At 47.5% G+C, this 23,329-nt stretch carries 21 protein-coding genes; 8 read left to right on the top strand and 13 right to left on the bottom strand.

Annotated elements, in window-relative coordinates:
- The first annotated feature begins 4 nt into the window (after nt 1-4).
- From mobH to ABLV64_RS06895, 6 genes are read left to right on the top strand one after another with little or no spacing between them, the layout of a single operon-like run.
- The gene (mobH, locus tag ABLV64_RS06920; RefSeq protein WP_040168654.1) at nt 5-2,953 is read left to right on the top strand and encodes a MobH family relaxase; all 2,949 of its coding nucleotides are present in this window, start codon (nt 5-7) and stop codon (nt 2,951-2,953) included.
- Nucleotides 2,943-5,069, top strand: a complete 2,127-nt coding sequence (gene traD, locus ABLV64_RS06915) for a conjugative transfer system coupling protein TraD (RefSeq protein ID WP_004181913.1) — start codon at nt 2,943-2,945, stop codon at nt 5,067-5,069. Before mobH ends, traD begins: the two co-directional genes overlap by 11 nt.
- A 2-nt stretch (nt 5,070-5,071) precedes the next feature.
- Nucleotides 5,072-6,169, top strand: coding sequence for a hypothetical protein (locus ABLV64_RS06910; RefSeq protein ID WP_004181912.1), 1,098 nt, complete (start codon nt 5,072-5,074; stop codon nt 6,167-6,169).
- Nucleotides 6,170-6,181: 12 nt separating this feature from the next.
- Nucleotides 6,182-6,856, top strand: a complete 675-nt coding sequence (locus tag ABLV64_RS06905; RefSeq protein WP_004026331.1) for a DUF4400 domain-containing protein — start codon at nt 6,182-6,184, stop codon at nt 6,854-6,856.
- 8 nt (nt 6,857-6,864) lie between these two features.
- On the top strand, nt 6,865-8,001 hold the full coding sequence (locus ABLV64_RS06900; RefSeq protein WP_014386569.1) for a S49 family peptidase: 1,137 nt from the start codon (nt 6,865-6,867) through the stop codon (nt 7,999-8,001).
- A gap of 2 nt (nt 8,002-8,003) precedes the next feature.
- Nucleotides 8,004-8,777, top strand: a complete 774-nt coding sequence (locus ABLV64_RS06895) for a nuclease-related domain-containing protein (RefSeq protein WP_016947085.1) — start codon at nt 8,004-8,006, stop codon at nt 8,775-8,777.
- Between the two features lie 53 nt (nt 8,778-8,830).
- Here ABLV64_RS06895 and ABLV64_RS06890 read toward each other — a convergent pair whose 3' ends face one another.
- The 4 genes from ABLV64_RS06890 to ABLV64_RS06875 form a co-directional block, all read right to left on the bottom strand.
- A complete protein-coding gene (locus ABLV64_RS06890; protein WP_004181906.1) occupies nt 8,831-9,187 on the bottom strand; it encodes a hypothetical protein in 357 nt (118 codons plus the stop codon).
- A 543-nt stretch (nt 9,188-9,730) separates the two neighbouring features.
- A complete protein-coding gene (locus tag ABLV64_RS06885) occupies nt 9,731-9,964 on the bottom strand; it encodes a hypothetical protein (RefSeq protein WP_004181905.1) in 234 nt (77 codons plus the stop codon).
- A gap of 78 nt (nt 9,965-10,042) precedes the next feature.
- Nucleotides 10,043-10,390: a hypothetical protein gene (locus ABLV64_RS06880; protein WP_004883396.1), complete on the bottom strand. Its 348-nt coding sequence runs from the start codon at nt 10,388-10,390 to the stop codon at nt 10,043-10,045.
- Nucleotides 10,391-10,545: 155 nt separating this feature from the next.
- Nucleotides 10,546-11,613: a hypothetical protein gene (locus tag ABLV64_RS06875; RefSeq protein WP_016947082.1), complete on the bottom strand. Its 1,068-nt coding sequence runs from the start codon at nt 11,611-11,613 to the stop codon at nt 10,546-10,548.
- Between the two features lie 689 nt (nt 11,614-12,302).
- Here ABLV64_RS06875 and ABLV64_RS06870 point away from each other — a divergent pair.
- The gene (locus ABLV64_RS06870) at nt 12,303-12,680 is read left to right on the top strand and encodes a hypothetical protein (protein ID WP_004181901.1); all 378 of its coding nucleotides are present in this window, start codon (nt 12,303-12,305) and stop codon (nt 12,678-12,680) included.
- Nucleotides 12,681-12,877: 197 nt separating this feature from the next.
- On the opposite strand, the gene ABLV64_RS06865 is transcribed toward ABLV64_RS06870, so the two are convergent.
- On the bottom strand, nt 12,878-13,852 hold the full coding sequence (locus ABLV64_RS06865; protein WP_014386572.1) for a hypothetical protein: 975 nt from the start codon (nt 13,850-13,852) through the stop codon (nt 12,878-12,880).
- Between the two features lie 602 nt (nt 13,853-14,454).
- Nucleotides 14,455-14,613, bottom strand: coding sequence for a type I toxin-antitoxin system Hok family toxin (locus ABLV64_RS06860; RefSeq protein ID WP_004181898.1), 159 nt, complete (start codon nt 14,611-14,613; stop codon nt 14,455-14,457).
- A gap of 722 nt (nt 14,614-15,335) precedes the next feature.
- Here ABLV64_RS06860 and ABLV64_RS06855 point away from each other — a divergent pair.
- Nucleotides 15,336-15,596: a hypothetical protein gene (locus ABLV64_RS06855; RefSeq protein ID WP_004026352.1), complete on the top strand. Its 261-nt coding sequence runs from the start codon at nt 15,336-15,338 to the stop codon at nt 15,594-15,596.
- A gap of 109 nt (nt 15,597-15,705) precedes the next feature.
- Here ABLV64_RS06855 and ABLV64_RS06850 read toward each other — a convergent pair whose 3' ends face one another.
- The 7 genes from ABLV64_RS06850 to ABLV64_RS06820 all read right to left on the bottom strand — a co-directional run bounded on the left by ABLV64_RS06850 (nt 15,706) and on the right by ABLV64_RS06820 (nt 23,329).
- On the bottom strand, nt 15,706-16,176 hold the full coding sequence (locus tag ABLV64_RS06850; protein ID WP_004026354.1) for an RES family NAD+ phosphorylase: 471 nt from the start codon (nt 16,174-16,176) through the stop codon (nt 15,706-15,708).
- Complete coding sequence (locus ABLV64_RS06845; RefSeq protein WP_004181895.1) at nt 16,173-16,616, bottom strand: antitoxin Xre/MbcA/ParS toxin-binding domain-containing protein; 444 nt, start codon at nt 16,614-16,616, stop codon at nt 16,173-16,175. The genes ABLV64_RS06850 and ABLV64_RS06845 overlap by 4 nt, the downstream gene beginning before the upstream one ends.
- A 100-nt stretch (nt 16,617-16,716) precedes the next feature.
- The gene (umuC, locus tag ABLV64_RS06840; RefSeq protein WP_004181894.1) at nt 16,717-17,988 is read right to left on the bottom strand and encodes a translesion error-prone DNA polymerase V subunit UmuC; all 1,272 of its coding nucleotides are present in this window, start codon (nt 17,986-17,988) and stop codon (nt 16,717-16,719) included.
- Complete coding sequence (gene umuD / locus ABLV64_RS06835; RefSeq protein WP_004181893.1) at nt 17,988-18,410, bottom strand: translesion error-prone DNA polymerase V autoproteolytic subunit; 423 nt, start codon at nt 18,408-18,410, stop codon at nt 17,988-17,990. The genes umuC and umuD overlap by 1 nt, the downstream gene beginning before the upstream one ends.
- A gap of 1,307 nt (nt 18,411-19,717) precedes the next feature.
- The gene (locus ABLV64_RS06830; RefSeq protein ID WP_029505552.1) at nt 19,718-20,749 is read right to left on the bottom strand and encodes a hypothetical protein; all 1,032 of its coding nucleotides are present in this window, start codon (nt 20,747-20,749) and stop codon (nt 19,718-19,720) included.
- 4 nt (nt 20,750-20,753) lie between these two features.
- Entirely contained in the window at nt 20,754-21,461 is a 708-nt protein-coding gene (locus tag ABLV64_RS06825; protein ID WP_110437859.1) for a hypothetical protein, read from the bottom strand.
- A complete protein-coding gene (locus tag ABLV64_RS06820) occupies nt 21,455-23,329 on the bottom strand; it encodes a helicase C-terminal domain-containing protein (RefSeq protein WP_016947078.1) in 1,875 nt (624 codons plus the stop codon). Before ABLV64_RS06820 ends, ABLV64_RS06825 begins: the two co-directional genes overlap by 7 nt.

Genomic DNA, 23,329 nt, shown 5'->3' with positions numbered 1-23,329 from the left:
TGATATGAGTATTATATCCAGGCTTTTTTTAAAAATTAGGGTCGCCCTCTTCGGAGGGCCTGACCACGATATTATTTTTGATACTGATGATGAGTACGATATCCCGCACACGCCTAACAAGGATGTGCAAAGCTATCTTGATTATCCAAGCAAGCCTGCGGGTATAACACTCTTTTCAGAGCGTGAGATTCTATCTGTACATGCTAACCGGTTACAGGAAATTAATATGTATATCGGTTTGCCAAATTCAGACCTGAGTGAGGAGGCCTATACCTTCACTAATCTGGTCATTAAGCCATTGATGGAATATACACGCTGGATACATCTTTTACCTGCGTCTGAAAACCATCACCATGCCGGTACAGGGGGCCTGTTAACGCACAGTTTAGAAACTGCTTTCCTCGCTTTAAAATTTGCGTACAGCACTGAATTACTCCCTATTGGTCTGCAGGATGAAGAACAGATCCGAAAACGTCGTTATCTTTATGCAGCCTTTATTTGTGGGCTTTTACATGACGCAGGGAAGATATTTGATGTCGACGTTATTTCGTCCACCCCTGGTGTTAAAAGCACATGGCGTCCGCTCTCGTCCAGCCTGATGGACTGGGCAAAGTCCAACCGTATTTTTTCCTATGAAGTTATCTGGCGCAAAAGGCAGGCTAACGAGCATTCCGTGCGGGCACCTGTATTCCTGGAACGCTGCTTAAACGATACGTGCCTTAATTATTTGAGCGACGTAGTCAAAGAACGGTTGTACGATAAAATGCTGTCGGCATTGGGTAATTATACAACCAGTGATGATTTTATTTCTCGTTGCATGAGAACGGCCGACTGGCATTCCACCGGCACCGATACCAGCTACCGGTATGATAAACAATCCGGTATTCGGGCCTCTGATACTGCTGCACGTGCCATCGCGATTCTGAAAGACAACATCAGTACTCTTAATATCAATGGTTTCGACTCATCGTCAGTAAGACATGACAGAAACTCACCGCCTCCGGTACATATTATGATTATCGGTGGCTCTGTTTACATCAACGAACATGCGGCCCTTGATTTCATCCTGAATCAGTTTAAACATCTTGGGATTAACTTCCCGGATGGCGATCTTGGCCGCAAAGCATTAACCGACCTTCTTTTAAGTGGGGGCTATATAGAGCCATACGGTGAACAACGGGTTGCTCACTTTTTCCATCGCGGTGACTTTACGGAAAATGACATACAACGAATGTTTGATGAGGGTATCAAAGGCCTGAGCTGGTTCTCTCTCTTAAAAATAAAATGGGTTGGTTTTCTGTTCAAATACGATATTCTACCCGAAAGTACGCCGGGTATTTTCAGTATTAATGAGACTAATGACTATGTTTTTGTCGACCGCAAGGGGAATGACACGCTTTATGTACGCCCTCTTTCGCATGGTACAAAATCAATCCGTCTTGGAATAACTCAAACCACTGATAACGCTTCAGTCTCTACGGCTGACACACAACGCGCAGCGGAAAGTAACAGTACAGTTTCAGATACTGATAATACTGCTGATTCTGAAAATGAAGAGGCGACTTCCGGTGAGAATCAGCAGGCTCAGGAAAACACTAACAAAACATCCCTTAGAACAGATGCAGCTGAACCTGAGACAGAAGAACGTGATTCTATAAAATCTGTTAAAACCCGCCGAAAAAAAGGTGAAGTGAGTCCTGATGAGTACATTTCCAGACTCCTGCATCAGTTCAAAAATAATGCCATTAATGCTAATGAACTGGCTTTAATCGATGGGGTTCTGTATGTATCAGAAACTCATATTCGTTCCATAGCTCCGCTTGAAGAGCCGCGCTTAATGGAGACCGGTCTTTTTGTTCTTTCTTTACGGTCAGGAAGTCTCGATGAAGAATTCAGTATTCCGTGCAATGACGGGAAACGATATGTTCAGTTAAATGACGAAGTATCGCTTGTCCAGTTACGTCATCAACCTGATATTAGAGAGGTTGAGATGCTGCCTTTGCTTTCTGCAGATTTATTTGGTGGGGTTAAGACTGATGATGAAGGGGTGTCTTTCACTTTTCCGCCGCAACTGGCTAAGGTGAATCCTGAGCCACTCCCTCCGGAACGTTATGAAGAGCAGGCACCTGAACTGAATCGAACTGAACATGAACCGACTGACATACCATCAGCGGAATATCCCGATGCGCAGGAAGATGATGTTGAACAATTCTGGGTGGACTACGCTTCATATTCATACGGTGATGACTGTATTAACAGTGAAACAGGCCCGATAAATCAAACCTGCGAGAGCGCTGATGTTGATGTAGCACAGGACAAAAAGTCACTTTCAGATCGTACGCCGGATAATAGTACCTCTGTTCACGAACTCCCTCCGGCAGAGATGGAGCATGATTTCGAGCTAACGGAAGACGAAGTGCAAGAGGAAGATTCTGTTGAGGGGGTCGTTGACATTAACAGCGATTTTGAAGCGCTGTTTGCCCGTCAGAGTCAAATTATCACTGATCCGGCTGTCGTCATTGCACACAGCCTTGAGCAGTTAAAATCCAGTACTTCACCAGATCAGCAGCAAGTTGAAACCAGTAATAGCGATACGCTTTCATCCGATATCGACACGATTATTACACTCTTAAATCGTGTCAGGTACAATAACAATTCTGCTCATGTAAGAGTATTGCTACGGGTGGTTTTGGTAACTGATATAAATCTTTGCATCCGTCTTCGAATTCTAGATGATGTCGGATCCTGGGGTTTTAATCAGGAAGAAATCGGTCAACTCAAACTATCACTGTCTCATTTCCCTGTAGCCTCGCTAAAGGTCACGATAGGCCAACCAATTCGACACTACATGATCCGCCTTAGTGACCTTCAACAAGGTGCTCTGCGCAATAACATTTTCTACGAAGAATTTATTTCGTTTTTTAATCATCAGGAAGTAAGCCATGAAACGTAGAAGCCGTAACAATCTCCATACGCAGGAAATGCTCTACCGCCCTGCCCTTGAATTTCGTTCAGCGCTAATACTCATACTTTTTTCTGCTTACGTGCTTATAGACTCATGGACCAGTAAGTACGGTATCAGTGAAATACCCTTCTATTGCTCTCTGGGGTTAATAGCGATGGCAGGATGGAGGGTATGGCACGGGGTACCGGTCTTCATAGCTCACTGGCGATTATTTCATCGCACGATGGATTTTTTATCACTAGAAGATTTTCGTATGATTAATAATGCACATTTTTTTGCTGATGACCGTAAATATCAGAAACTGGTCAGTTTGCAGGAGTCTGGTGGAGCACCATCGAAGAAAAGTGTTTACCAGCTCCTTCGTAAGAAAGAAAAGATTGTGATCCCCCAGCGTACAACGTTTCTGTGCAATGGTTTCAAATGGGGACCGGAGCACTCTGAACGTACCTACCAGGTGCACAACCTTTCCAGTGATATGCATGAGGTGCAGTTACCGTTTATATTGAATCCCGTTACCCGTCACTATCGAAAACTTGCCTTCGACCTGGGCGGGAATTATGCGATTTTCGGCGTTGATAAAAAAATCCCGATATTCGTCAATGAAGAAAATTTCTTTGGCCATACTCTTATTACAGGAAACGTAGGTACCGGGAAAACGGTTCTCCAGCGCCTTCTTTCCAGTTCAATGCTACACCTTGGACACATCGTTCTCGTTGTTGACCCTAAAAACGACTATCAGTGGCAGGAAGGGTTAAAGGAAGAATGTGAAAGTCTTGGTAAGCCTTTTATGCATTTTCACGCAGGCAATCCTTCAACGTCTGTATCTTATGATGTCAGCGCTAACTATGTTAAGGATACAGACCTTTCCGCCCGTATTATGAGCATTATTTCAGGTACTGAAGGAGGTGAAGATCCGTTCGTGCGTATTGCAGAGGGGCTTGTCACAACGGCGATAGGTGCCCTGAAACTGGGTGGTACAAAACCGACTATCCAGAATATTTACTACGCCATACGCTCTAAACAGGATCTCATTGTTACCACTCGTAACGCTCTCAGGGGTTTTTATACTTACCATCTCGGGGCTGACTGGCATTTAACTGTTCAGGTATCTCCAAATCTTACTTTTGCAGACGAAATCGAAAAGCTGAAAGAATATTTCCACTGCAACTACTTTGAAGACAATTCTCCCAAAAACATGCATGGCATGGATACGGTTCTGGAATGTTTTAAATACATCTCCGGCGATGAGTCGCACTATTACAAAATCACTGCCAGCCTGATGCCTATGCTCAAGCGATTGTCCCAGACCCCTATGGATATATTGCTTTCGGCGAACGATGTCGAGAACCCTGACCGTAACATCGTTAACAGCCATGGACTCTTTAACAGCGGTGGCGTGCTTTACATTTCGCTGGACGGCCTGTCTGATCCGGCAACAGCACGGGACCTCTCCCAGCTGATTACTTCGGATATTGCCGCTGAGGCGGGTAGTCGCTATAACACAGCATCTGATTTGTCCACTGTGCCCAGGGTTTCCATATTCATTGATGAGGCTCATCAGGCAGTTAATATGCAACTGATTAACCTTCTCGCCCAGGGACGCGCGGCCAAGATCGCATTGTTCATCTCTACGCAGACCATTTCTGATTTTGTATCGGCCACCAGCGCCGATACTGCTGACCGTTTAACGGGCCTTTGCAACAACTACATTTCCACACGTGTTACTGACGCGAAGACTCAGGAGCTTGTTCTGACCAAAGTCGGCCAGACTAATGTCTCAATGAACCAGGTCACTTACACCACCAGTGCTGGTACAAAACAGTCACATACAGATTTCAATGGTTCCATTTCCGAGCGAAAGTCGACAACGATGGTAAATGCTATACCACAGGAATTACTGTCGATGATCCCAACCCTTCACTTCATCGCCTGCTTACAGGACGGGCGTAAAATTGTGGGCCAGATGCCTATAACCGTGCCGGGCAAATCAATGCGTAGGTCAACAACCGTCTTTGATATGGTAACGACTTCGCCCTACAAACTAAAAATGAGACGTAATCTCAATGTGGAAGAAATACTTAGCAAATCACAGAAGGTGGGCTAACTATGGAATGCAAACAGGTATCAAGGGAATCGTTATTCGGTATGAATTCCTCCCAGCCCAAATACATTTCACGTGCAACCAAGACACTGAAACTGTATGGCATAGATGTTGATGACGAAGGCCTGCCGGAACTACTGTCACGTTATGCGAAGAAGCTTACTGGTGACATTTGTAAGGTCTACGCCCAATACACGGTTGATAGTCTCGACGTGCTGGCCCGCACGCTGGCGGAGTTTTTTATTATCCGTTATGCGGTGACTATCGTTACGCACGATGATACTGAGGTCACCTGCAACTGGTCTGTATCCCAGGGCCCTTTTACCGAGTGGCTCAAGGAGCAGCTGAGTAACTGCATGGCGAAGAGCCACACGGTTGAAGTGCAGATTGATAAAAATCAGGAACGCATGGCTTTTATCCAGCTCAATGCCGAGCGTCTTGGCTGGTACCTGCTGCCTGAGTTTATTGATATTGCAGGCTTCCTCCCCGTTTTCCTTGAGATGCCTGAACAGGTTGAATACCAGGTTATGCGGCGCAAGCGACACGGTAAGGTGCCAGACATCCACCAGCACGATCTGGGGATTTTCGAAGAGGATGCTTTGATATCCGGTCTGAAAGAAAAGTTACTTTTCTGGAGTGGAAACCTGAGCGATCCACAGGATGAATACACGTCTCTTTTCAACCGTGTTATAGATCTTTCCATTCTGGGTAACCGCCACCAGCCCGCGATGTACCGTAAAAGCAGCATTATTCAGTCGTTCCTTGATGAATTTTCCGCCTCGGTGCTGACTCTTCCCGTTCGCTTTAACGACGATACCCTTATCGCACTCTGGACGCCATGGGCAGAGCCCTTTAGTCAGTTCTCGCGCTTGCGGCCGGTTGAAGAAGATATGGTATACACGCCAACCCCGGGACAGGTGCGCTGGAAAAATGAAGATGTTCGCAGAAAAGTAACTTTTTCTCTCATCTCCCGGTTAATCGCATCGGATGACCTGGCGTGTTCGGGAATTCTTCACGGCTGGAAAAATCATTACCTCAACAGAGAAAGCAACATTCGCCTGGCAGCCCTTTGGGCAGAGCTGTTCACTAATAAAACTGACTGACAGAGGTGTAAAATGGCTGGAAAGGATATGTCGGCGCAGAGAATGACGATGATCCGGTTTGGATTAGGGTTGGGTCTGCTGATTTATTTTCTGTTTAACGTTTACCTGGAAGACACTAACAAACTTTATAAGGATATCACCGCTGAGGTGAACGCCAGTAAGTTGCTTATGGATGTGGAGAGATGGCAGGAGGTAACGCGTAATACGGAAAAGACGTTTAATTACCTTTTTGTCGAACTAAACATTACAGCTTACTTGAATAAGACTCTTTTGCCTGAGGATGATAAAACCAAACCGGCACGCGGAATGAATCTCGCGGCAAACAAATTCATGAGCCCGAGCTATACCGCTGCCCGAAACATCCCCTTAATGGTGTATCAGGCGATTTACCGCTGGTATTTGCTGGCTGGCTGGTTTTTTACATTCCTCCCTCTGATGATAGCTCTGGCACTAGATGGTTATTACCAGTGGAAAATGAAGAGATTTGTTTTTGGCGATGTTACAATTCAGCTTTATCGCCTCTGGTTCCGTTCGCTGTCGATAATCGGTGTTTTGATAATTGCTTATCTGGTCATCCCTAACCTGAATTTATTTTATGGACTGACACAGTATTTTCCGCCACTTGCCCTGGCGTTGCTCGCTATTGCCATTAACCGGCTTCTCGCGCACTACCAAAAACTCATGTGAGGAAGAATATGTTTAAAAAAAGACCATCGAAACCTGAAACAGGCTCGGTTCAGGACGTGGTATCGCGTGAAAGTAAGAAGTTTTACCGTTTGTATAAATCGCATGTGTTATCAAAAATAACCCTGACGATTATTGGTATTGGGTTTGCAGGTTTTAGCGGCTGGTCCATGTATCAGGATAAACAGAAAAACGGTAAAGGGGCAGACCATATCGCGGTTATCCGTATCCATGGTGAAATGGGTACTGGCTCGCCTACAGGCGACGGTGTCATTATTGCCCGCGCTTTACGTGAAGCATGGGATAACCCGCACGCAAAAGCGATCCTGATTGAGGCCGAATCTGGCGGCGGTGGTCCGTCTGACGCTATTAATATTTATCGTGAGATAAACGAGCTTCGCGACTCCCTCCATGGAGTACCGGGGCTCACAATTGAAAACTCCGACCCCACAACATCCCCGGATAAAAAGGACATGCCACCAGCGCCCTCTGAAGCGGTTAAACAGGCGTTGCTGAAAGCCGTGGGTACTGGGCATGGCAAACTGCCAGCCGCCGCCCGGGACGTCCGCCCCATCATCGTCAGTATTAAAAATATGTGCGCCTCCGCCTGTTATTACGCAGCCTCACCGGCTGATGCGATCTATGCGGATCCCAACGCCATCATTGGCAGTATTGGCGTACGTATGGACCACTGGGATGTGTCCAGGATTATGGACCGTCTTGGTGTGGCTAACGAACCGTTGACGGCCGGAGCCTGGAAGGCCTCGCTTGACCCCTGGCGTCCGATTGATGACGAAACCAAGGCCTTTCTGCATAGTGAGTTACTCAACAAAATGCATGACCAGTTTATCAATGATGTCGAAGCCGGTCGTAAAGGAAAGTTACTTTCGCGTGAACAGGCGGATAAAGAACAGCTCTACACGGGGCGTTTCTGGCTGGGGGACCGTGCGAAGCAGTTTGGCCTTATCGATGATACAGCCACCAGCACAGAGGTGCGTGAGCGCCTGAGTATTGTCTACGGCACCACGCGTTTTCGCGACTACAACGCGCCAAAAGCATCGTTAAGCAGCATGTTAGGATTGTCACTGGACGTGAACCTTAAAGAAGCTGTATCCAGTGCGCTTCACACCACCAGCACAGTGAGGTAGCGATGGACCTGACCATGTTGTCGACCATTTTTCTTGTGTTTGTCATGCTGATCCTGTCATGCATCATCCTGTGCATCTGGCCGCTTATCAGTAACATGTTCAGCGAGCAGCGCACACGAAATGCATTAAAGGAGGTGTTAGCAGACCTTGAAGGGACGCTCATATCTGACATTACCCTACCGCTCAACGCCTCCCAGACAACGCAGATAGACCATATCTTTATCAGCACGAAGGGTATTTTCATTATCGAAGAGAAAAACTATACCGGTGACATTTATGGTGGTCTCGATGATAAAATATGGACGGTTGTATACGGTTTCGGTAAAGCGAAACATAAGATGTTAAACCCGTTTGTTCAGAACAAAACCCACATATCCGGAGTGTGTCGGGCCATAAAGCGGGGTGATGAGGGTATTGTTAATGTTGTGTTACTGACGGGCTCCAGTAAGTTTATGGTAGACCCAGCACCGGAGTGGTTGTGCCGTAATTGTGATGACCTCGGGAACAAGTTCACTGCGTACGATGCTGAGCCCGTGTTTAGTGTTGAGGAGACTGGCTGGATCGAAAATGACCTGCGTAAAGCAATGCTGCCGCAGACGCTGTTGACCGACCTGGGTCACGTCTATTCACTGAAACTAAAACACCGACAACCAATATCTGTACCGCACAGGGTGACCTATTTTACGCTACTGACTACCACCCTGTTCTTCCGTGCGCTGAAAAAGTTATTTTCGCGTAAGCGCTCAGAGGTCATCCACAAGCAGTACCGTGAATAGCTCGCATCCATTTTCCACCGTTCTATATGCACAGGGCCACCAGCTGGCCCTGTTTAGCTAAAGTAGTCAGATGCAGGAGGATTAAGGTACGGAACGGACTGCCAGGCGCGGATCATGTTAACCATCTGCTCAGCAATCCCCATTGACTGGTTTAACCGGTATGCCGTCCGGGCTACCATTCCTTCCTGACGTTCATCAGATTTCACATCCACCAGCCTGAAGCACCACCACTCTTTGCCGCAGCTGATGACACAGATATCAAACTCGGCATTAACTACCGGCAGATAAGTGTGTTGATTCAGTTCCAGCAAAAGCGAATATGCCTGTGGCATATACCGTCCATCGAATGACCCCGCCCAACGATATGTTGCGATGAACGGCGGCGAGTCCAGAGATTTGAGAAATGTCATGTCATATCCACCAGCAGTTCGAACTTGCTCCCATTATAAATATTCGAAAGCCTCCTCAAAGCCCCCTTTTCAAACATGCAACAAAGCGACTTTCCCGCGCCCTAAAAAAAGTGACTTATATCGGCATTGTATTCGGGTCTGGAACTATGTTTAGTGCGAGTTTTTGTTACCAGTGCTTTTGGTGGGTCTTTAGCAACAAGATTCAGGTGATCGGGTATTCATAAACAACCAGAAATTATGTGGCGCATTAATGAGACTATTTCGGTGAGTTCCGTTGATGAAAAGTACCTTTTGTGCTGAATGCCGACCGGGATATCAGGGGGAGTCGCCGTATCCGGGAGGGCCCGGAATGAACAGCGACGTCCTGACAGATATACATTAACGTGCTTACGATCGAGCCCGGTCTATCAAGAGCACTGTATGCTGATGTTGATACTTCCATCCACTAACTGCAGGTTTTTTTTACCTCTTAGCATGCATAACAGCATCACTACGGCGAGAATGAGGCATTGTCGGTGACAATTAAAGTTACTTTCTCTTAAATCAATTCAATACGAATCTGAAATTACTGTTGCTGTATACAGCAAGTGCAATCTTATTTTTTTCTTCATCAGACCAGCCTGCCATTTGCTCATTGAGCGGCGTTGACCTTACGATGATGTTTCTCGCTATGTTCAGAGGTTTCACGTCTTTACAGGAACCAGCGAGGATAAGGGCTTTACCGTCGTCCAATTTTTCATTGAATCTATCTAATTTTACAAATGATACTATTTTCATAATCATCTCCATTTATCTGAATGCCTGTCATATAAACATATCGTTATTGTGCAACGACTTCCTCCCGGTCAGCGTACGCTATCCAATGAAATCAACCAGAACCCTACGGGCAATGCTTTGCTCTGGCAAATCACTGTAGATACGCCGCATTGCTGCTTTGTGGAATGGGGAACGATTAACCACGTCCACCAGCGCTAACCTGCTTTTGTTGAATGATGCCCTAACCTCACTGTAACGCTGGTAATGAAACAGCCTGTGGAACAGGTTCATGGACAACACCTGATCGCCTGTGACTTTGAATCGTATTACCGCCTCCCTTACCTCAATCTCTTCTGCCGGGATTTCACCATCAGCATAGGAACCCACAATGCCAGGGGAAACCAGGTATTCCTCATCAAGTGGATCGTTCATGAAACGGCTATACATTTGCGGCTCCTGTTTGAGGAAATCGTCGTACCGGGGCATCCTAAAAGTTTCGTATAGCATATAACTCATGTGGAGTTACCGTCTTTTCTTACTTTACGATGTGCGATAAAGGGAACCGCATGGATCCCCACCAGCAGCTGGCAATGATGGAACTATCAGGAAGACACCAGCGTTTTAATTTCTTCCACACCAAACGCTTTACACTTCATTTGCGTTTTCTGCCCGACAGTTTCAGGTGCTTTCCACATGCCGTATAACTTGTCTTTGTCTGCTATAAATTTTGCGCCTTGCAACTTGCATGACGGAGCCTGTTTTTTATCATTCCATGTGGCATTTACAACGAACGTCCAGACCTTACCCGCCTTTAATTCTGTCGGCATATCGTAGGAGAAGGAGACAGTCGACGCGTGTTGGCTGTTATCCGCAACCGTCATCGATGAGGTATCTACCCCGGCAGCTTTGAGCTCATTGATAGCTGCCTCGCGGCTTGCACCGCTACTTTCCTGCTCTTCTATCTGTTGCTGAATCCACTCTTTGTCGCTGGATGTAAGCAAGGATGCATGGCTGTTGCTGCTGCTCGTTATCCAATACAGCATCGCAAGATGCGAGAAACCGAAATGATTACTTTTATCTTTCTCTATGATGTTACTTACAAGGTTCTGTGAAGGTGGGATGAAATTTACAGATGAAGAGCCCCGCTCAGAACTTCCAGGAATGCTCTGAGACGACGGGAGAGACGACGATTTTTCGGATGTTGGACTTGATGCAGGTATAGTCCCTTTCTTAGCCACCAGCTCCGACCCGCTCACTGATTTCTTTGGCGTAGTGCCTGCAGCAGCGGCGTCGTTATCTCCCTTGGCCTGAGGTCGACTACTGACAACAGCATACCCTCCAGCCTGGTTCTCCACCTTCCCGGTGGTGCTCTCTGACGGTTTATTCCCTGAGGACGCGGAAACTGCCCCGACCGTTAATGCGGCTCCATAACCTGCAATCATCGCTTTCTGGCTGGTGGTCAGTGGTTTGGTGCGAGCCGGTGCTGGCGTATCGTTAACCGTGCGGCTTGCCTGGCTTCTGGTTGAAGAGTTGTACGACTTGGTAATGGTCGATGGGCGGAAGGATGATTTGTAGGAAGACCGATTGGATTTATACCCTGCTTCCGCAGAGGTGGCCACCAGCATCAGACAAATAAGTGAGATCGAGGTTTTGCTAATTTTGCTGCGCATGATTTATTCCTTTTTTGACGAGTCATTCTGAAAGTAACTTTTGGCACAGAGAGCGTTGATCAGCCGCTCACAGGTTTTTGAAAACGGAGTCCCCTCTTAATGCCAAATTAACACCCAGCCAGAGGAGGTTACCCAAAACCGAACAGGTCAGAATGTTAGTTAACATTCCTTGTTGCAGCAGGGTAGTCAAAGGTACCTCCGAGGAATCAAATGCTAATGCAAATCCTATCAGTACATAAAAAAACACGACCGGGAATGAGCGCAGATAATATTCCGTCATTATCGCCGTTGCTCTTACAGCGTAAGCAATATTGCGGATTATGGTTTCTGACCTGGATGGGGCATCCTTTATATTTATCTTCATGCTCGAATCTCTTATTTTTGGGTTTAAGACAACATTTTACAGTAGCCATGTAGTGCCCTATCCCCTTAACTGTTGGATTTTGCCTATCCGGGATATTTTTTTCCTTTACTCTAATTCACCATTCAACCTTCTCCAGGCATTTTGAATTCAGCGCGACAGATAGCGGAAAATGATAAACCCATCGTTCCTGGTTGCTGATAAGACAGAAGCCTGCCGGGAGCCGGCTGCTGTTTATTGTCATTTTCTGGACTGGATTACACAGAATGTTTATGGCAAATTTCTGGCTTCTTTCTTGTTCTCATCCATATGCTATTGGTGATGTAGTATGTCCAGGTTCCTGAAGGGTGTTGGTTTGGGTATGGCGGGCATTGTGTTGCTGCTGTGCGGACTTATCGCGCTGTATTATTTTGAGTCGAAAGCAGCGCTCAGAGCTGATATCAAGGCCTGTCCCACGGTTACAGCTGGTCAGGCAACCGATGCCGTCATTCAGGACATACTCGTGAACAGAGAGCGCATTTTCTCTAAGCCACAGCTGGAGCGTCGGGACATAGTGATTGAAGAACTGAACGTCCAGATAGGCTATTCAGGAACCCTTGTCCCTTTCAGGATCAACGGTGTCGATGATCGCCGGTTTTTTGGCATGTCGGGATGTGCCTCTCTCGACTCTGTTGAATATGCCACAGAGTTTTTGACCCAGCATTAGCTTGATCGGGCACAAGTAACGAACAACATATTTTTCCTGATTGTCCGTTTCGTTTGGCTCGGCCGATGTCACAGTACCGGAGATTTTGCATTCAGGAGAAATGATCTTAAGTGGTGGCCATAGACAGCAAACCGGCCAGCAACACCTGTTCCGGTCGATTCCGGTTCATAATGTTCGCGTCGGCCACCAGCTGACCATCAGTCAATACCAGCATCCTGATCTGCATTAAAAAGAGCCATCTCCTCATCTATAAACACCGGATACTCGAACTTCTCTACCGCCTGAATTACTTCCGGATGGTTACGCCAGCATTCTTCAACAAAACCGAGAGATAACTGTTCAGCTTGCCGCCGCAGCTGTCGTGCAGTCTCGTAGTTGTCCCAGCCACTCTCATAGCTTGCTTTCTGATAGAGGTCTTTTTGCTGTGCTTTTATCTTTTCGATCTCATCAGGACTGGTTAAATGGCGGTGCCACTCCAGTGTGCGGGCATTGCCTGTTAACACCAGCCTGTCACCCTTATCGCGGATCTCTATAGTCCTTTCGGAAAAACTCACCGGCCCCTGGTCACGTCCTGTCAGGTGGTCAATGAACTCATCCCGCCCTTCTTCATCCTGGACAATCCATTCACCCCGCGTAAAAGCTTCTTTTGCGCACTCAAGGGCATCATGTATGGTTTTCGCTTTACCTACTAGGAACGTACCTTCTGTAACGTACGTGCCATACAGCGGGTCATCTTCCGGATACTCTACCTGACCAGTTACGTATACGAGGAAGGGGTACTGCCGTTCCCTATGACGGACAATAAATCGTTCGCGTTTTGCCATAGCCTCTTTCTTGTAATAACGCAGCGGCTGGACCGACCATGGCACGATTTGCTTCCACCAGTCTGGGGCTAAACGCATGGCCAGTTGCTCAACGTGTTTAACCATTTCATATACCGCAGGGCTCGTTATGGCACCACAATCCCTTAGCTGAACCACGCACTGAGCAGCTGAGTCCTGACTCACCCCCAGCATGCTATCCATCATCTCTTCATCTACCTCGATACCGTGCCGCAGAAGGCCTTCAAACGTCATTAGAGTGCCTTCATGTTTAGCAAGGTCCACCAGCGTATTCACGATATGGGTAAAAAGAATGTCGCTGTGAGTGGCTGGTGTGTTTTGAGTTTTCATTCGTGAACCCCTGTTTAAAAAAATATTGGCAAGGTATAAGCGAATATTTCATTCATGCACACCAGGATACCAATAAAATAACGATCATCAACCCCTTATTATCACCGGAAGCTATTTCCAGCTTACGGGAAATGCATACCAAACCGGTTATAAACGCCTTAATCATTTACAGCATTCAGAATCATCCAGAGTTTTTATCAGTTAACATGCAGCATACCGGCGTATAAAATCCGACAGGAAAATTAGTATTAATGACTTTCCTGATTGTGTTTCATGGATTTAATTAGCCAGTAATTTAATATATTGATGCCCCCCTCATCCATTGAGCAGACGTCAGGATAAAGCTGTGTCTCCGTCCGGTTTTCAGACTGATGACAGGGTGTCACATGGAGTGAAGTGTGCTATATTGATTTGCGATTCATTGAATCCATGTGTAGAAAGATGAATGTGTTTTTTTGCCCGTCGTCGTGCGGGCTTTTTTTATTTAATGTAGTCAGGAAAAAGGGGCTACCAGCGCACTGGTAACCCCTTCATAAAGCGCTTCAGGCATGTCCAGACAGTTCAGCCCCTGTACGGCGGAGGTTGCCCTCCGCCGGGGTTGGCTACTTAGCGGATTCGTAGGCCATAAAAGCCGCCACCTCCCTGGTTGTGTCCCTGTACCGGATTTCGCAGAGCGATTTTCTGGTCAGGTAGGTGAATGCCAGTAGTGTGAGACACACTATTAATACACACCATAACAGGTTACTAGGTGGCAGTTTCATAGCCTTTTTCTCCTTGCCTTACGGCAGCTAAGAGGCTACTCTGTTGGTGTCTAGTCAAGCAGATGGCCTCGTGTGGTTGGTTAATGAAAATTAACGTCCTACGGGGCTTTCTTCTTTCTGCCTCACAACATCAAAACACTCAAACATCATGAGGCAAAAAGCCTCAAGCGCCGACACCATTATACCGTGTTTACTCCCATCCTCCCAGGGCTAATAAGCTGGTAAGTTAATAACTTTTAAGATGGTTTCCGCCGTGTTTCTGCCCTGCATCCCGGCATCTGCTGGAGTTCAGTCATGAATTTTCCCCTCTGTCGATATGCTCCGGTTACCACTTCTGCGCCGTCCAGTGTAGCGGTTCTGTGCAGACGCAATGTAGTGCCAGAACAACCCCCTTGTTCGCCAGCTGCGCCCATGTCTGATGTTAACCAAACGACTCAGCTACCAGATTGAAGATTTACGCCCAAATAGAGGTCTACGCCTATGACAAAATTCTCCAGGCAATATCAGATATCAGTAGCGTCATATCCGAAAGAGATTTTTAAAGTCACTTTTCCTGATTGTATTTCTTTCAAAATACAATGACGGTAAGGTTATTTAGCCAATTGACGCGCCACTTGAATAAGTTATTATTACTTACAGGCACTCTGAACTATCAGCAATTTCACAGACTCAACAATGCCTGTAGAAATATCTTTGTATCGGTATTATTTAAGGAATCAATTATGACACTCACTGCATATTACCAGCTAAGGAATACAAAAGCCGCAGGTCTTGGTTTCGAATTGCTGACCAGTGAACCGGGAGCCTTTATTGTGCTGGAAGAATGCAGTTATGAGAAACCGTATGAAATTGCCCGCTATGGGCATAACGGGAGTGCAGGCGATCGTTCGAATGCGTTCAGCTGCGCGATGAATAAAGCCCGTAGTCTGCAGAATTACAGTGGAGCAAAACTGGATTACAACGTTTACGAAGAAACTGCCTGAATCATCCTGTAATAGCTGTGTGTAGTCTTTGCCCGCCGCTGGCGGGCTTTTTTATGTGACACCGGGCAGGAGCGCCAGGCATCATGACAGCGCCCTATCCTCTCTTGCTTCACTTCCTGTCAGGTTTAAGACGACTATCAAACCGGAACGGTATCTGTTGAGCCTTCTGCACGATCCCGTAAAACTCAGGGTGCTCAGGATTTAACAGATAATTGAACTCTACCGGCGATAAGGCTGAGGGAACACGCAGTGCAACCGAGCTCCTGGTAAATGACCAGGCATCTCCGTAATCAGCCAGTTCCTGAGGCGCATCCTCATCAGCCCAGTTGCCCGGTAATTCATCCATGTTTGCGCTTTGTATCAGTTCATCAGGCACATCGATACTCAGTAGCGTGAAAGAGTCCATTATCTGTGCCGCATGCAGGTGTACCAGGGTCTCCAGCATCGTTAGTGATGCCGTTTCGGAGACATATACCATTGACACCCCCACGCTATTCCAGCGCCCACCAGCCTCTTTCGCACCATATCCGGTCCAGGCCGTAGAAAGATACTTTGTTTTCGTCAGCCTGTAGAGGATCACGAGTACACCCCATGCTCCAGACGCGTAATCAGCTTAATGACCTCATAGGCTCCCGTTTCGGATGCCATCAGGTCTGCTGGCACTTTCCAGCTCAATGCCCGGTTAGGTTCGTTCAACCACTTCTGTGCGGCTTCCCTGTCGCCTTCAAACAAATCTACCGCCCGATCAATGACGCGGATAATCCGTACCAGACGTTCACTTTGTTCCGGGTTAAAACGTGCCTTCACACTGCGGCTAAATGTGGTTGACGGGATACCGGACATTTTTCTCAGGTCATTCTGGGTTATTCTGGCCCAGTCAGTGATCCGGTTCACCACCTTCCCGTCCAGGCCTTCATTGATTTGGCCCAGGAGCGCTACACCATCAGCATTATTTAACCCGGCAACCTGCCAGAGGCGCTGTGGTCTGGCTGGAGTTGAGGACAAACTAAAAGTTTTCATAGCAAACCTCCATTTGGTCATTATATTATACCCAAATGGTAACACCAGAGCAAATATCAACCACCAGCAGACGGAAGGCATTTTTCCTGATTGCGATAACTCAGAGTGTAGCGATCGGTATCGAGTCCCACCTCGTTGTGTAGGCTGGAGAGAGCATATCTCTCTTCATTGACCACGCCGGTGCGATGCCACGACCGGCAAACCATACTTTGCCTTTGCCTGAGTTGTTTATCGTATCCAGTACGTTCATGAGCGCGTCACTGTTTGCATACGACCTCCCTTCATCAAATAACGATAGCTGGGTAACTCCGCAGGGACGGAAATCGTTGAGCATGACTCCCGCCTTTGCATAGTTATGTCCTTCTTTCCAGATTTTATCCAGAGCCCGGCCAGCCGCCGCGATAATGTCCCGCGTATCACGTGATGGAATGCAGAGCTGTTCGCTGGAGACTTTGCTGTAATAGGGTTCATGTTTTGAAAAAGGCGAGGTTTTTATGAAAACTGATACCTGACCGCAGTATTGACGTTCCTGGCGCAATTTTTCCGCAGCACGTTCAGCATACTGGCAAATTGCCTGCCGCATGGATTCATACGTTGTTATACGCTGCCCAAAGCTCCTGCTGCATATGATCTGTTGTTTTGGTGGCGGGGCATCCTCCAGGTCGATACAACTTTCTCCCCGTAGTTCCCTCACTGTTCGTTCAAGAACTACGGTGAAGTTTCGTCTTATGAATGCAGGGTTAGTACGAGCCAGCTCCAGCGCAGTGGTTATGCCCATTGCATGAAGCTTACTTGTGGTTCGTCCACCAACCCCCCACACCTCCTCTACCGGCATCAGAGAAAGCATCTTATCTATCCGATTACGCTGGCCTGCAGTCAGTGCGAGTACCCCTCCGAACTGGGGCCAGGTCTTACTGGAATACTGGCAGGCTTTCGCAAGGGTTTTTGTAGGGGCCAGGCCTACCCCTATCGTCAGTCCAGTGCAGCGGAAAACATGATCCCTTAGCTGATGTCCGTATTCCTCAAACGTCATGCAGTTATCAATCCCACCAGCCCAAATAAAAGACTCATCGATGGAATACTCTTCGACACGGGATGATAATTCCTCCAGGCAGAAATGTACTCTGGCGCTCATGCTGGCATACAGCTCGTAGTTACTGGAGAAGGCAATCACGGGCTCCGGGAAGCGCTGCTCACGCAACTTAAACCAGGGTAAACCCATAGGAATGCCGAATTTTTTGGCCAGTTTACAACGAGCTATAACGCAGCCGTCGTTGTTAGAAAGGACGACCACTGGTTTATCGCGTAAATCGGGTCTGAAGCATTTCTCAACACTGCAATAAAAGCTGTTCACATCCGCCAGAGCATACATTACAGATTACCCCGGGCACGATGAACCCAATGAGTCACCACGCCAAAAATTGTCAGTTCATCGGGGTCTGGGTAAATTGGTGAATAAGCATTGTTCATAGGCAACAGGGCCAGTCTGGGAGTGGTCTGGAGCTGTTTAACAGTGAAGCCGCCGTCCACCTCGGCGATCACGATATCGCGATGTTGAGGACGCAGAGAACGGTCCACCACCAGCAAATCTCCATCACGCATACCGACATCCTGCATGCTGTTTCCCTGAGCTCGCACGAAATATGTTGCGGATGGATGCCTGATGCAATAATCGTTCAGGTCTAGCTCACTGGAAGTATAATCCTGGGCAGGGCTGGGGAAGCCAGCTGCACACCGCTCGAGAAATAAAGGGATGGCGATTTTCTCAGGATTTTCCATTGGAATTAAGAACATAGGCACAACCTCCGATCACTTAAAAACACTGTATATATAACCAGTATAAATTGGATCTTTGCAGGTGCCTAGTCCATCAGGTAGCAGTTGGGATCAAGACGACTACCGTTCAAAATTATTGATTGTTTTTAAAGCAGGAATGCCGCCCTACCTTAATCAACCAGAAATGCAGAGTTATAACGTCATACTTCCTTACCAGCTCAAGGCATGAATTTATCGACGTAAGGCCTTTGCTGATTGCAACCTGCAAGATTTGACAGAATGTGGGTTATCCTGAAGAAAGTAACTTTCCTTGATTGTAAAAAGTCCCATCTGCTTGTAGGGGCACATAACAAAAGCCCCACCATTGCGGTTTTTATGTCGATACCCCCGCGTGCGGGGGGAATACTCATTACGGGTGTCCATTCGGATCTGGTAGTGCCGTTAACCCCCGCATGCGGGGGGAATACTTTAATCCACTGCCGGAAACAGGAGTCCGGAACCGATAACCCCCGCTCACGGGGGGAATACAGCAGCAGCTGACCAACTGACGGAAATCCAGCCCGATAACCCCCGCATGCGGGGGGAATACTACTAACAATATTTAACGAACGCCAACACACACCGATAACCCCCGCATGCGGGGGGAATACCACCGCCGTTACTTTGCTTTACTCAATCTCGGCCGATAACCCCCGCACACGGGGGGAATACAAAAGACGTTTTTATGAAGGTTGCCGTTTTCGCCGATAACCCCCGCATGCGGGGGGAATACGCAAAAGTGTTTTACCAACTGCCAAAAAGTAACCGATAACCCCCGCACACGGGGGGAATACCCCTGCCTCGGTGGGGTTTTTGCTTCTCTAAGGCGATAACCCCCGCATGCGGGGGGAATACTAACACTGTGCAAAAGGTATCCGTGAGGGTGCCCGATAACCCCCGCATGCGGGGGGAATACGTCTGTGCCTTTCTGGATGAGGTCAAATACCTCCGATAACCCCCGCATGCGGGGGGAATACTTCCAGCCAGCGGGTAACCGTGGACAACACGACCGATAACCCCCGCACACGGGGGGAATACTTCCAGCCTGCGGGTAACCGTGGACAACACCACCGATAACCCCCGCACACGGGGGGAATACTTCCAGCCAGCGGGTGACGGTTGAGAGCACCACCGATAACCCCCGCACACGGGGGGAATACACGTTCCAGCCATATAATCCGGAAACGTTGCTCCGATAACCCCCGCACACGGGGGGAATACTCTAAAAATAACCGGTTGATTATAAAATATTAAATAGCGCCACTAAAATCCACCAGCTTTTGGAGTTAGCGGGCAGTGAAATCAAAAGATTGATTTTCATTGAATGCCTTTACCATAGCAAACAACTCGTCCCCGGTAATCTCAACACCATTCGGTGTGATGACGATTTCTCCAAGTGTAACTGGTACCAGTTCACCCGGCTTCCAGGTCGTAACTGTCCAGTGAGCCTCCACCAGACCGCAGTTATGATTCGCATGACCGCCAAAACGTGGTTCGGCTGCAAAGCGGATTAATGCAGAAATGAAAAGCCCTGCTTCCTCATCAGTCGCATTTTTAATACTCATGCGATGGCTGAGTTCTGCGCCGGTGATAAACGCTTCATACGGGTCAATCGGGCGGCGAATTGACTCGCGAGATTCCTGCTTCTGATCTTTGCGGGCCTGAATTTTTTCATCGAGCTCCCGTACTTTGATTTGAAGCTCAGCTTTGGTGTCTTTATCAGCCGACTTCATCGCCTTTTTGAGTGCATCCTGCTCTGTTTTGATCTGAGAGATATCCACACTTGCCTCAGCCTGTTCCTCGAGCAGGCGTTCCAGACGATCAACCTGGTCTGTCTCAAGAAACTCCATCAGACTTTCGTCACGCTGAAACATAATTGAGCGGGCACCCCCACCAAACATCCCCCACTGGTTATCACCATCCGGGATAGCATTCCCTATACCAACTTTGCCGCTTAATCCCCAACGACCAAACAAGCTGATTAACGGGTTTTTGCTACGTAGTTCAGCACCAGCATTGATTTCACCTGGCGCGAAGGTTTCGGCTTCACCATTGATATCCACCCCCTGGGCCAGCATGAAATGTACTGCCAGGTCGAAAGGTGATTTTCCGTCTGCATTAAGGCCCACACGATCGACAATGACCTTATGCGCAGCATGACGAAGAGTTCCCCGAATGCTGGTACCTGGAAAGTACGGGGCTGCATTGAATCCACCGTTACGAGGCAAGCGATGGCCGGAAGTTGAGACCGCATTTTTTACTGTTACAGTCAGTGGTTCCAGAGTCGAAATTTTACCGTTGAAGTTTAAAGTTCTCATGAAATTAGCCTCGCAATAAAGAAGAAATCAATTGAGTACGAACTGGTGCTGGGTGGACAATGTTTAGCTTTTCACCAACGAAATAGGGAGGAATAAGTGGTGATACTCCTTTGATACCATTCAGACCCGAATTAACAGTTACCGGACGCAATGCCATACCCTCGTTGGATATACTCGTGTCGATATCGAGAGGAAGAATTGTCACATTGTTAAACTCTCCATTAGCTGCAGAGAAAAAGTCATAACCAACGCCAACATGGGCATGGTTAAGCAGTATTTCTACAGCCTCAGAAGAGCCGACAAAATCAAACGTTAAATAGGGTGCAGAATAAGCTGGACGGGTTGTCATCCTTCTCTTCGTGGGGCCCCCGGTCAGGAGGACACGCGTAAACACCCCCCTGTGGATACGAGGAGAGAACATTGCAGTGCTCAGTTTTTCGGGACTGAGATAATCGCAACGTACGCTTGTTGTCGCCCCAATCCCCTGTTCGGGCGTGATGCCAAAACGTAGAGATGAAGCATGGAAAACACCCAGTTCATCGTTGAATAGAAGTATTTCCTTAAGACGAGCCAATACGACTCCTGGCTCGTTACTGGGTATCGCCTGAGACAGTGCTTCATACAGAATGCCGTCCAGCGATGGGGCTATCCCACTGATGACCACCGGTGTCAGAGAAGACATGATGACCCGATACGGTTTAAAATTTAACACTGGATATCCTCTTCAAAATACGCCGGTGATAAAATTTCACACGAACGATATTCACGACGAAATCGAACGGGAATAATGTGTTCCAGCGACCGATGTTTAGACGAAAGGTCAGTCGGTTCCGGAAAACGCGGATCGAGGATAATTATCCTGACAGTATCATTTTCACTACGAATCCCCCGCCCTACAGACTGCTTTGCTTTGCGAATAACTTTCCGCAAATTTTCCAGGTAGATGTTCCGGTTAACTGCCTCAAAGGTACGACTATAGCCTCGTTCCTTCAGATACCCATAAAGGCTTTCAGCCTTCATTCTGTCCGGAGGTAAGAAAGGTATCCGGGTGATGATTAAATCCTGGAAAATCTGTTCCCCATTCTCGCCTCGTGGGCTCACACCAACAGAAGCACCGGCAGAAATCAGAATTCCTGGTTTCTCCTGATACTGTTTAATAATTTCGGACAGGGCCTGACCTGCTTTCTGAATATAAACTGGTTGCGAGACCTCACCCAGCTGATTGGCAATCATCCGGGTTTCATAATGGCTGGCAGTTAATACCAGAGCTGGCCCGTGAATACAGGACAATTGTTCAACTACTGCCTTTAACCATTGACCTGAAAATATCTGTTCTTTCGGGTCATCGAACACCTTTGGAAAATCAGCACCGGCGATGGTCAGCTTCATTGAGCCATAGACGTCTGGGGAGAATATTTTCCTGATTGAAATCGTATCGCTGGTTAACCCCAGAGCTTTACATAACCACTCCATTCCGGTCTCTGGGGTACTGGTAATTGAGAGCGTAGCCGACGTCAGTAACGCACTACGCCATTGAGTGCAGTATCTGCCCACATTCATCCCGATAAACGGGTTTACAGCGATCAGGGCTGGTTCACGACGTTTATTGGAAACGCCTACACCCTTTTGCCCCCCGGACAATCCGAGCATTTCCCAGCTGTAGATACAGTCAAAGAAAGCTTTCCGGGCCGCTTCATTTTTTATTTCCCGCCCTACCTTTGATAAGGCGTTAAAGCTATTGTCAAACAAGGCAACCGCTGCAGGCGTACTACAAAAATGCAGATCGCCCGCTATCGAAGTCACGTCGTTCATTAACTGGTCGATGACATGCACGCCATTACGTGGAATATGTTCATTGAACGCACTGGTCAACTCTCTGAGGTTGAAGCGCCGCTGTTTCCAGACCTCAAGCATATCTACAAAAATGTCTGCCTCATCAATAATGAGGTACATATTTTCTTTGTCACCGAGGATGCGGTGATTACACATACAGTCGACCATTACCATCGCATGGGTCGTAACAATAAAGTTAGCACTGAGAGCATTCAGGCGAATATCATCAATGTCCTGTATATCATCCCAGATGGAGTAGGTGACCATCTCTGGCGTGATCTGCGCTGGCAGTTCACCATACTCTTCTTCAAACTCAACCAGAGGTTTTGACCAGTTAGCGAGTTTTTCAAGGACCTTAACCGTATCCAGATCGGTAAATTCGTCCATGAGTAACAGTCCACGTACTTTCTCCAGGGATACGTAATTTGCTTTCCCCATAAGCCGGGAAAAAGTAACTTTTATGCCGCATTGTTCAGCTATCTGTTCAAGGAGAGGACGATCGCTTCTGAATATCTGGTGCATCAGGGCATGAGAATTCGTGGCGATCACAAATTTTGCCTCAGGGTTTTTCAGCAGAATCAGAAGCGCCGGTACCAGATAGCCCAGCGTTTTTCCTACACCTGTTTCAGCACTAATCAGTGCAACTTTATGATCCTGAGTCAGTGCACCAGCTGCAGCCTCGATATAATCCTGTTGGACCTTACGTAACGACAATCCGGCAGACTCAAATACCGCTGATGTATTCAT

Source organism: Klebsiella sp. JB_Kp031, assembly GCF_040064295.1.
Taxonomy (GTDB): Bacteria; Pseudomonadota; Gammaproteobacteria; order Enterobacterales; family Enterobacteriaceae; genus Klebsiella; species Klebsiella quasipneumoniae.
The sequence above is the reverse complement of the archived record's forward strand: the minus strand, read 5'-3'. Positions and strand labels throughout refer to the sequence as shown.

Bases quoted from the DNA above. Each gene is read 5' to 3' on its own strand.
- ABLV64_RS06865 (WP_014386572.1), bottom strand. From the start codon at position 13,852: ATGAAAACTCAAAACACACCAGCCACTCACAGCGACATTCTTTTTACC.
- ABLV64_RS06820 (WP_016947078.1), bottom strand. From the start codon at position 23,329: ATGAATACATCAGCGGTATTTGAGTCTGCCGGATTGTCGTTACGTAAG.
- umuD (WP_004181893.1), bottom strand. From the start codon at position 18,410: ATGTTCTTAATTCCAATGGAAAATCCTGAGAAAATCGCCATCCCTTTA.
- ABLV64_RS06855 (WP_004026352.1), top strand. From the start codon at position 15,336: ATGACACTCACTGCATATTACCAGCTAAGGAATACAAAAGCCGCAGGT.
- ABLV64_RS06830 (WP_029505552.1), bottom strand. From the start codon at position 20,749: ATGAGAACTTTAAACTTCAACGGTAAAATTTCGACTCTGGAACCACTG.
- ABLV64_RS06900 (WP_014386569.1), top strand. From the start codon at position 6,865: ATGTTTAAAAAAAGACCATCGAAACCTGAAACAGGCTCGGTTCAGGAC.
- ABLV64_RS06870 (WP_004181901.1), top strand. From the start codon at position 12,303: ATGTCCAGGTTCCTGAAGGGTGTTGGTTTGGGTATGGCGGGCATTGTG.
- umuC (WP_004181894.1), bottom strand. From the start codon at position 17,988: ATGTATGCTCTGGCGGATGTGAACAGCTTTTATTGCAGTGTTGAGAAA.
- ABLV64_RS06875 (WP_016947082.1), bottom strand. From the start codon at position 11,613: ATGCGCAGCAAAATTAGCAAAACCTCGATCTCACTTATTTGTCTGATG.
- ABLV64_RS06910 (WP_004181912.1), top strand. From the start codon at position 5,072: ATGGAATGCAAACAGGTATCAAGGGAATCGTTATTCGGTATGAATTCC.
- ABLV64_RS06860 (WP_004181898.1), bottom strand. From the start codon at position 14,613: ATGAAACTGCCACCTAGTAACCTGTTATGGTGTGTATTAATAGTGTGT.
- ABLV64_RS06895 (WP_016947085.1), top strand. From the start codon at position 8,004: ATGGACCTGACCATGTTGTCGACCATTTTTCTTGTGTTTGTCATGCTG.
- mobH (WP_040168654.1), top strand. From the start codon at position 5: ATGAGTATTATATCCAGGCTTTTTTTAAAAATTAGGGTCGCCCTCTTC.
- ABLV64_RS06885 (WP_004181905.1), bottom strand. From the start codon at position 9,964: ATGAAAATAGTATCATTTGTAAAATTAGATAGATTCAATGAAAAATTG.
- ABLV64_RS06890 (WP_004181906.1), bottom strand. From the start codon at position 9,187: ATGACATTTCTCAAATCTCTGGACTCGCCGCCGTTCATCGCAACATAT.
- ABLV64_RS06905 (WP_004026331.1), top strand. From the start codon at position 6,182: ATGGCTGGAAAGGATATGTCGGCGCAGAGAATGACGATGATCCGGTTT.
- ABLV64_RS06880 (WP_004883396.1), bottom strand. From the start codon at position 10,390: ATGTATAGCCGTTTCATGAACGATCCACTTGATGAGGAATACCTGGTT.
- traD (WP_004181913.1), top strand. From the start codon at position 2,943: ATGAAACGTAGAAGCCGTAACAATCTCCATACGCAGGAAATGCTCTAC.
- ABLV64_RS06845 (WP_004181895.1), bottom strand. From the start codon at position 16,616: ATGAAAACTTTTAGTTTGTCCTCAACTCCAGCCAGACCACAGCGCCTC.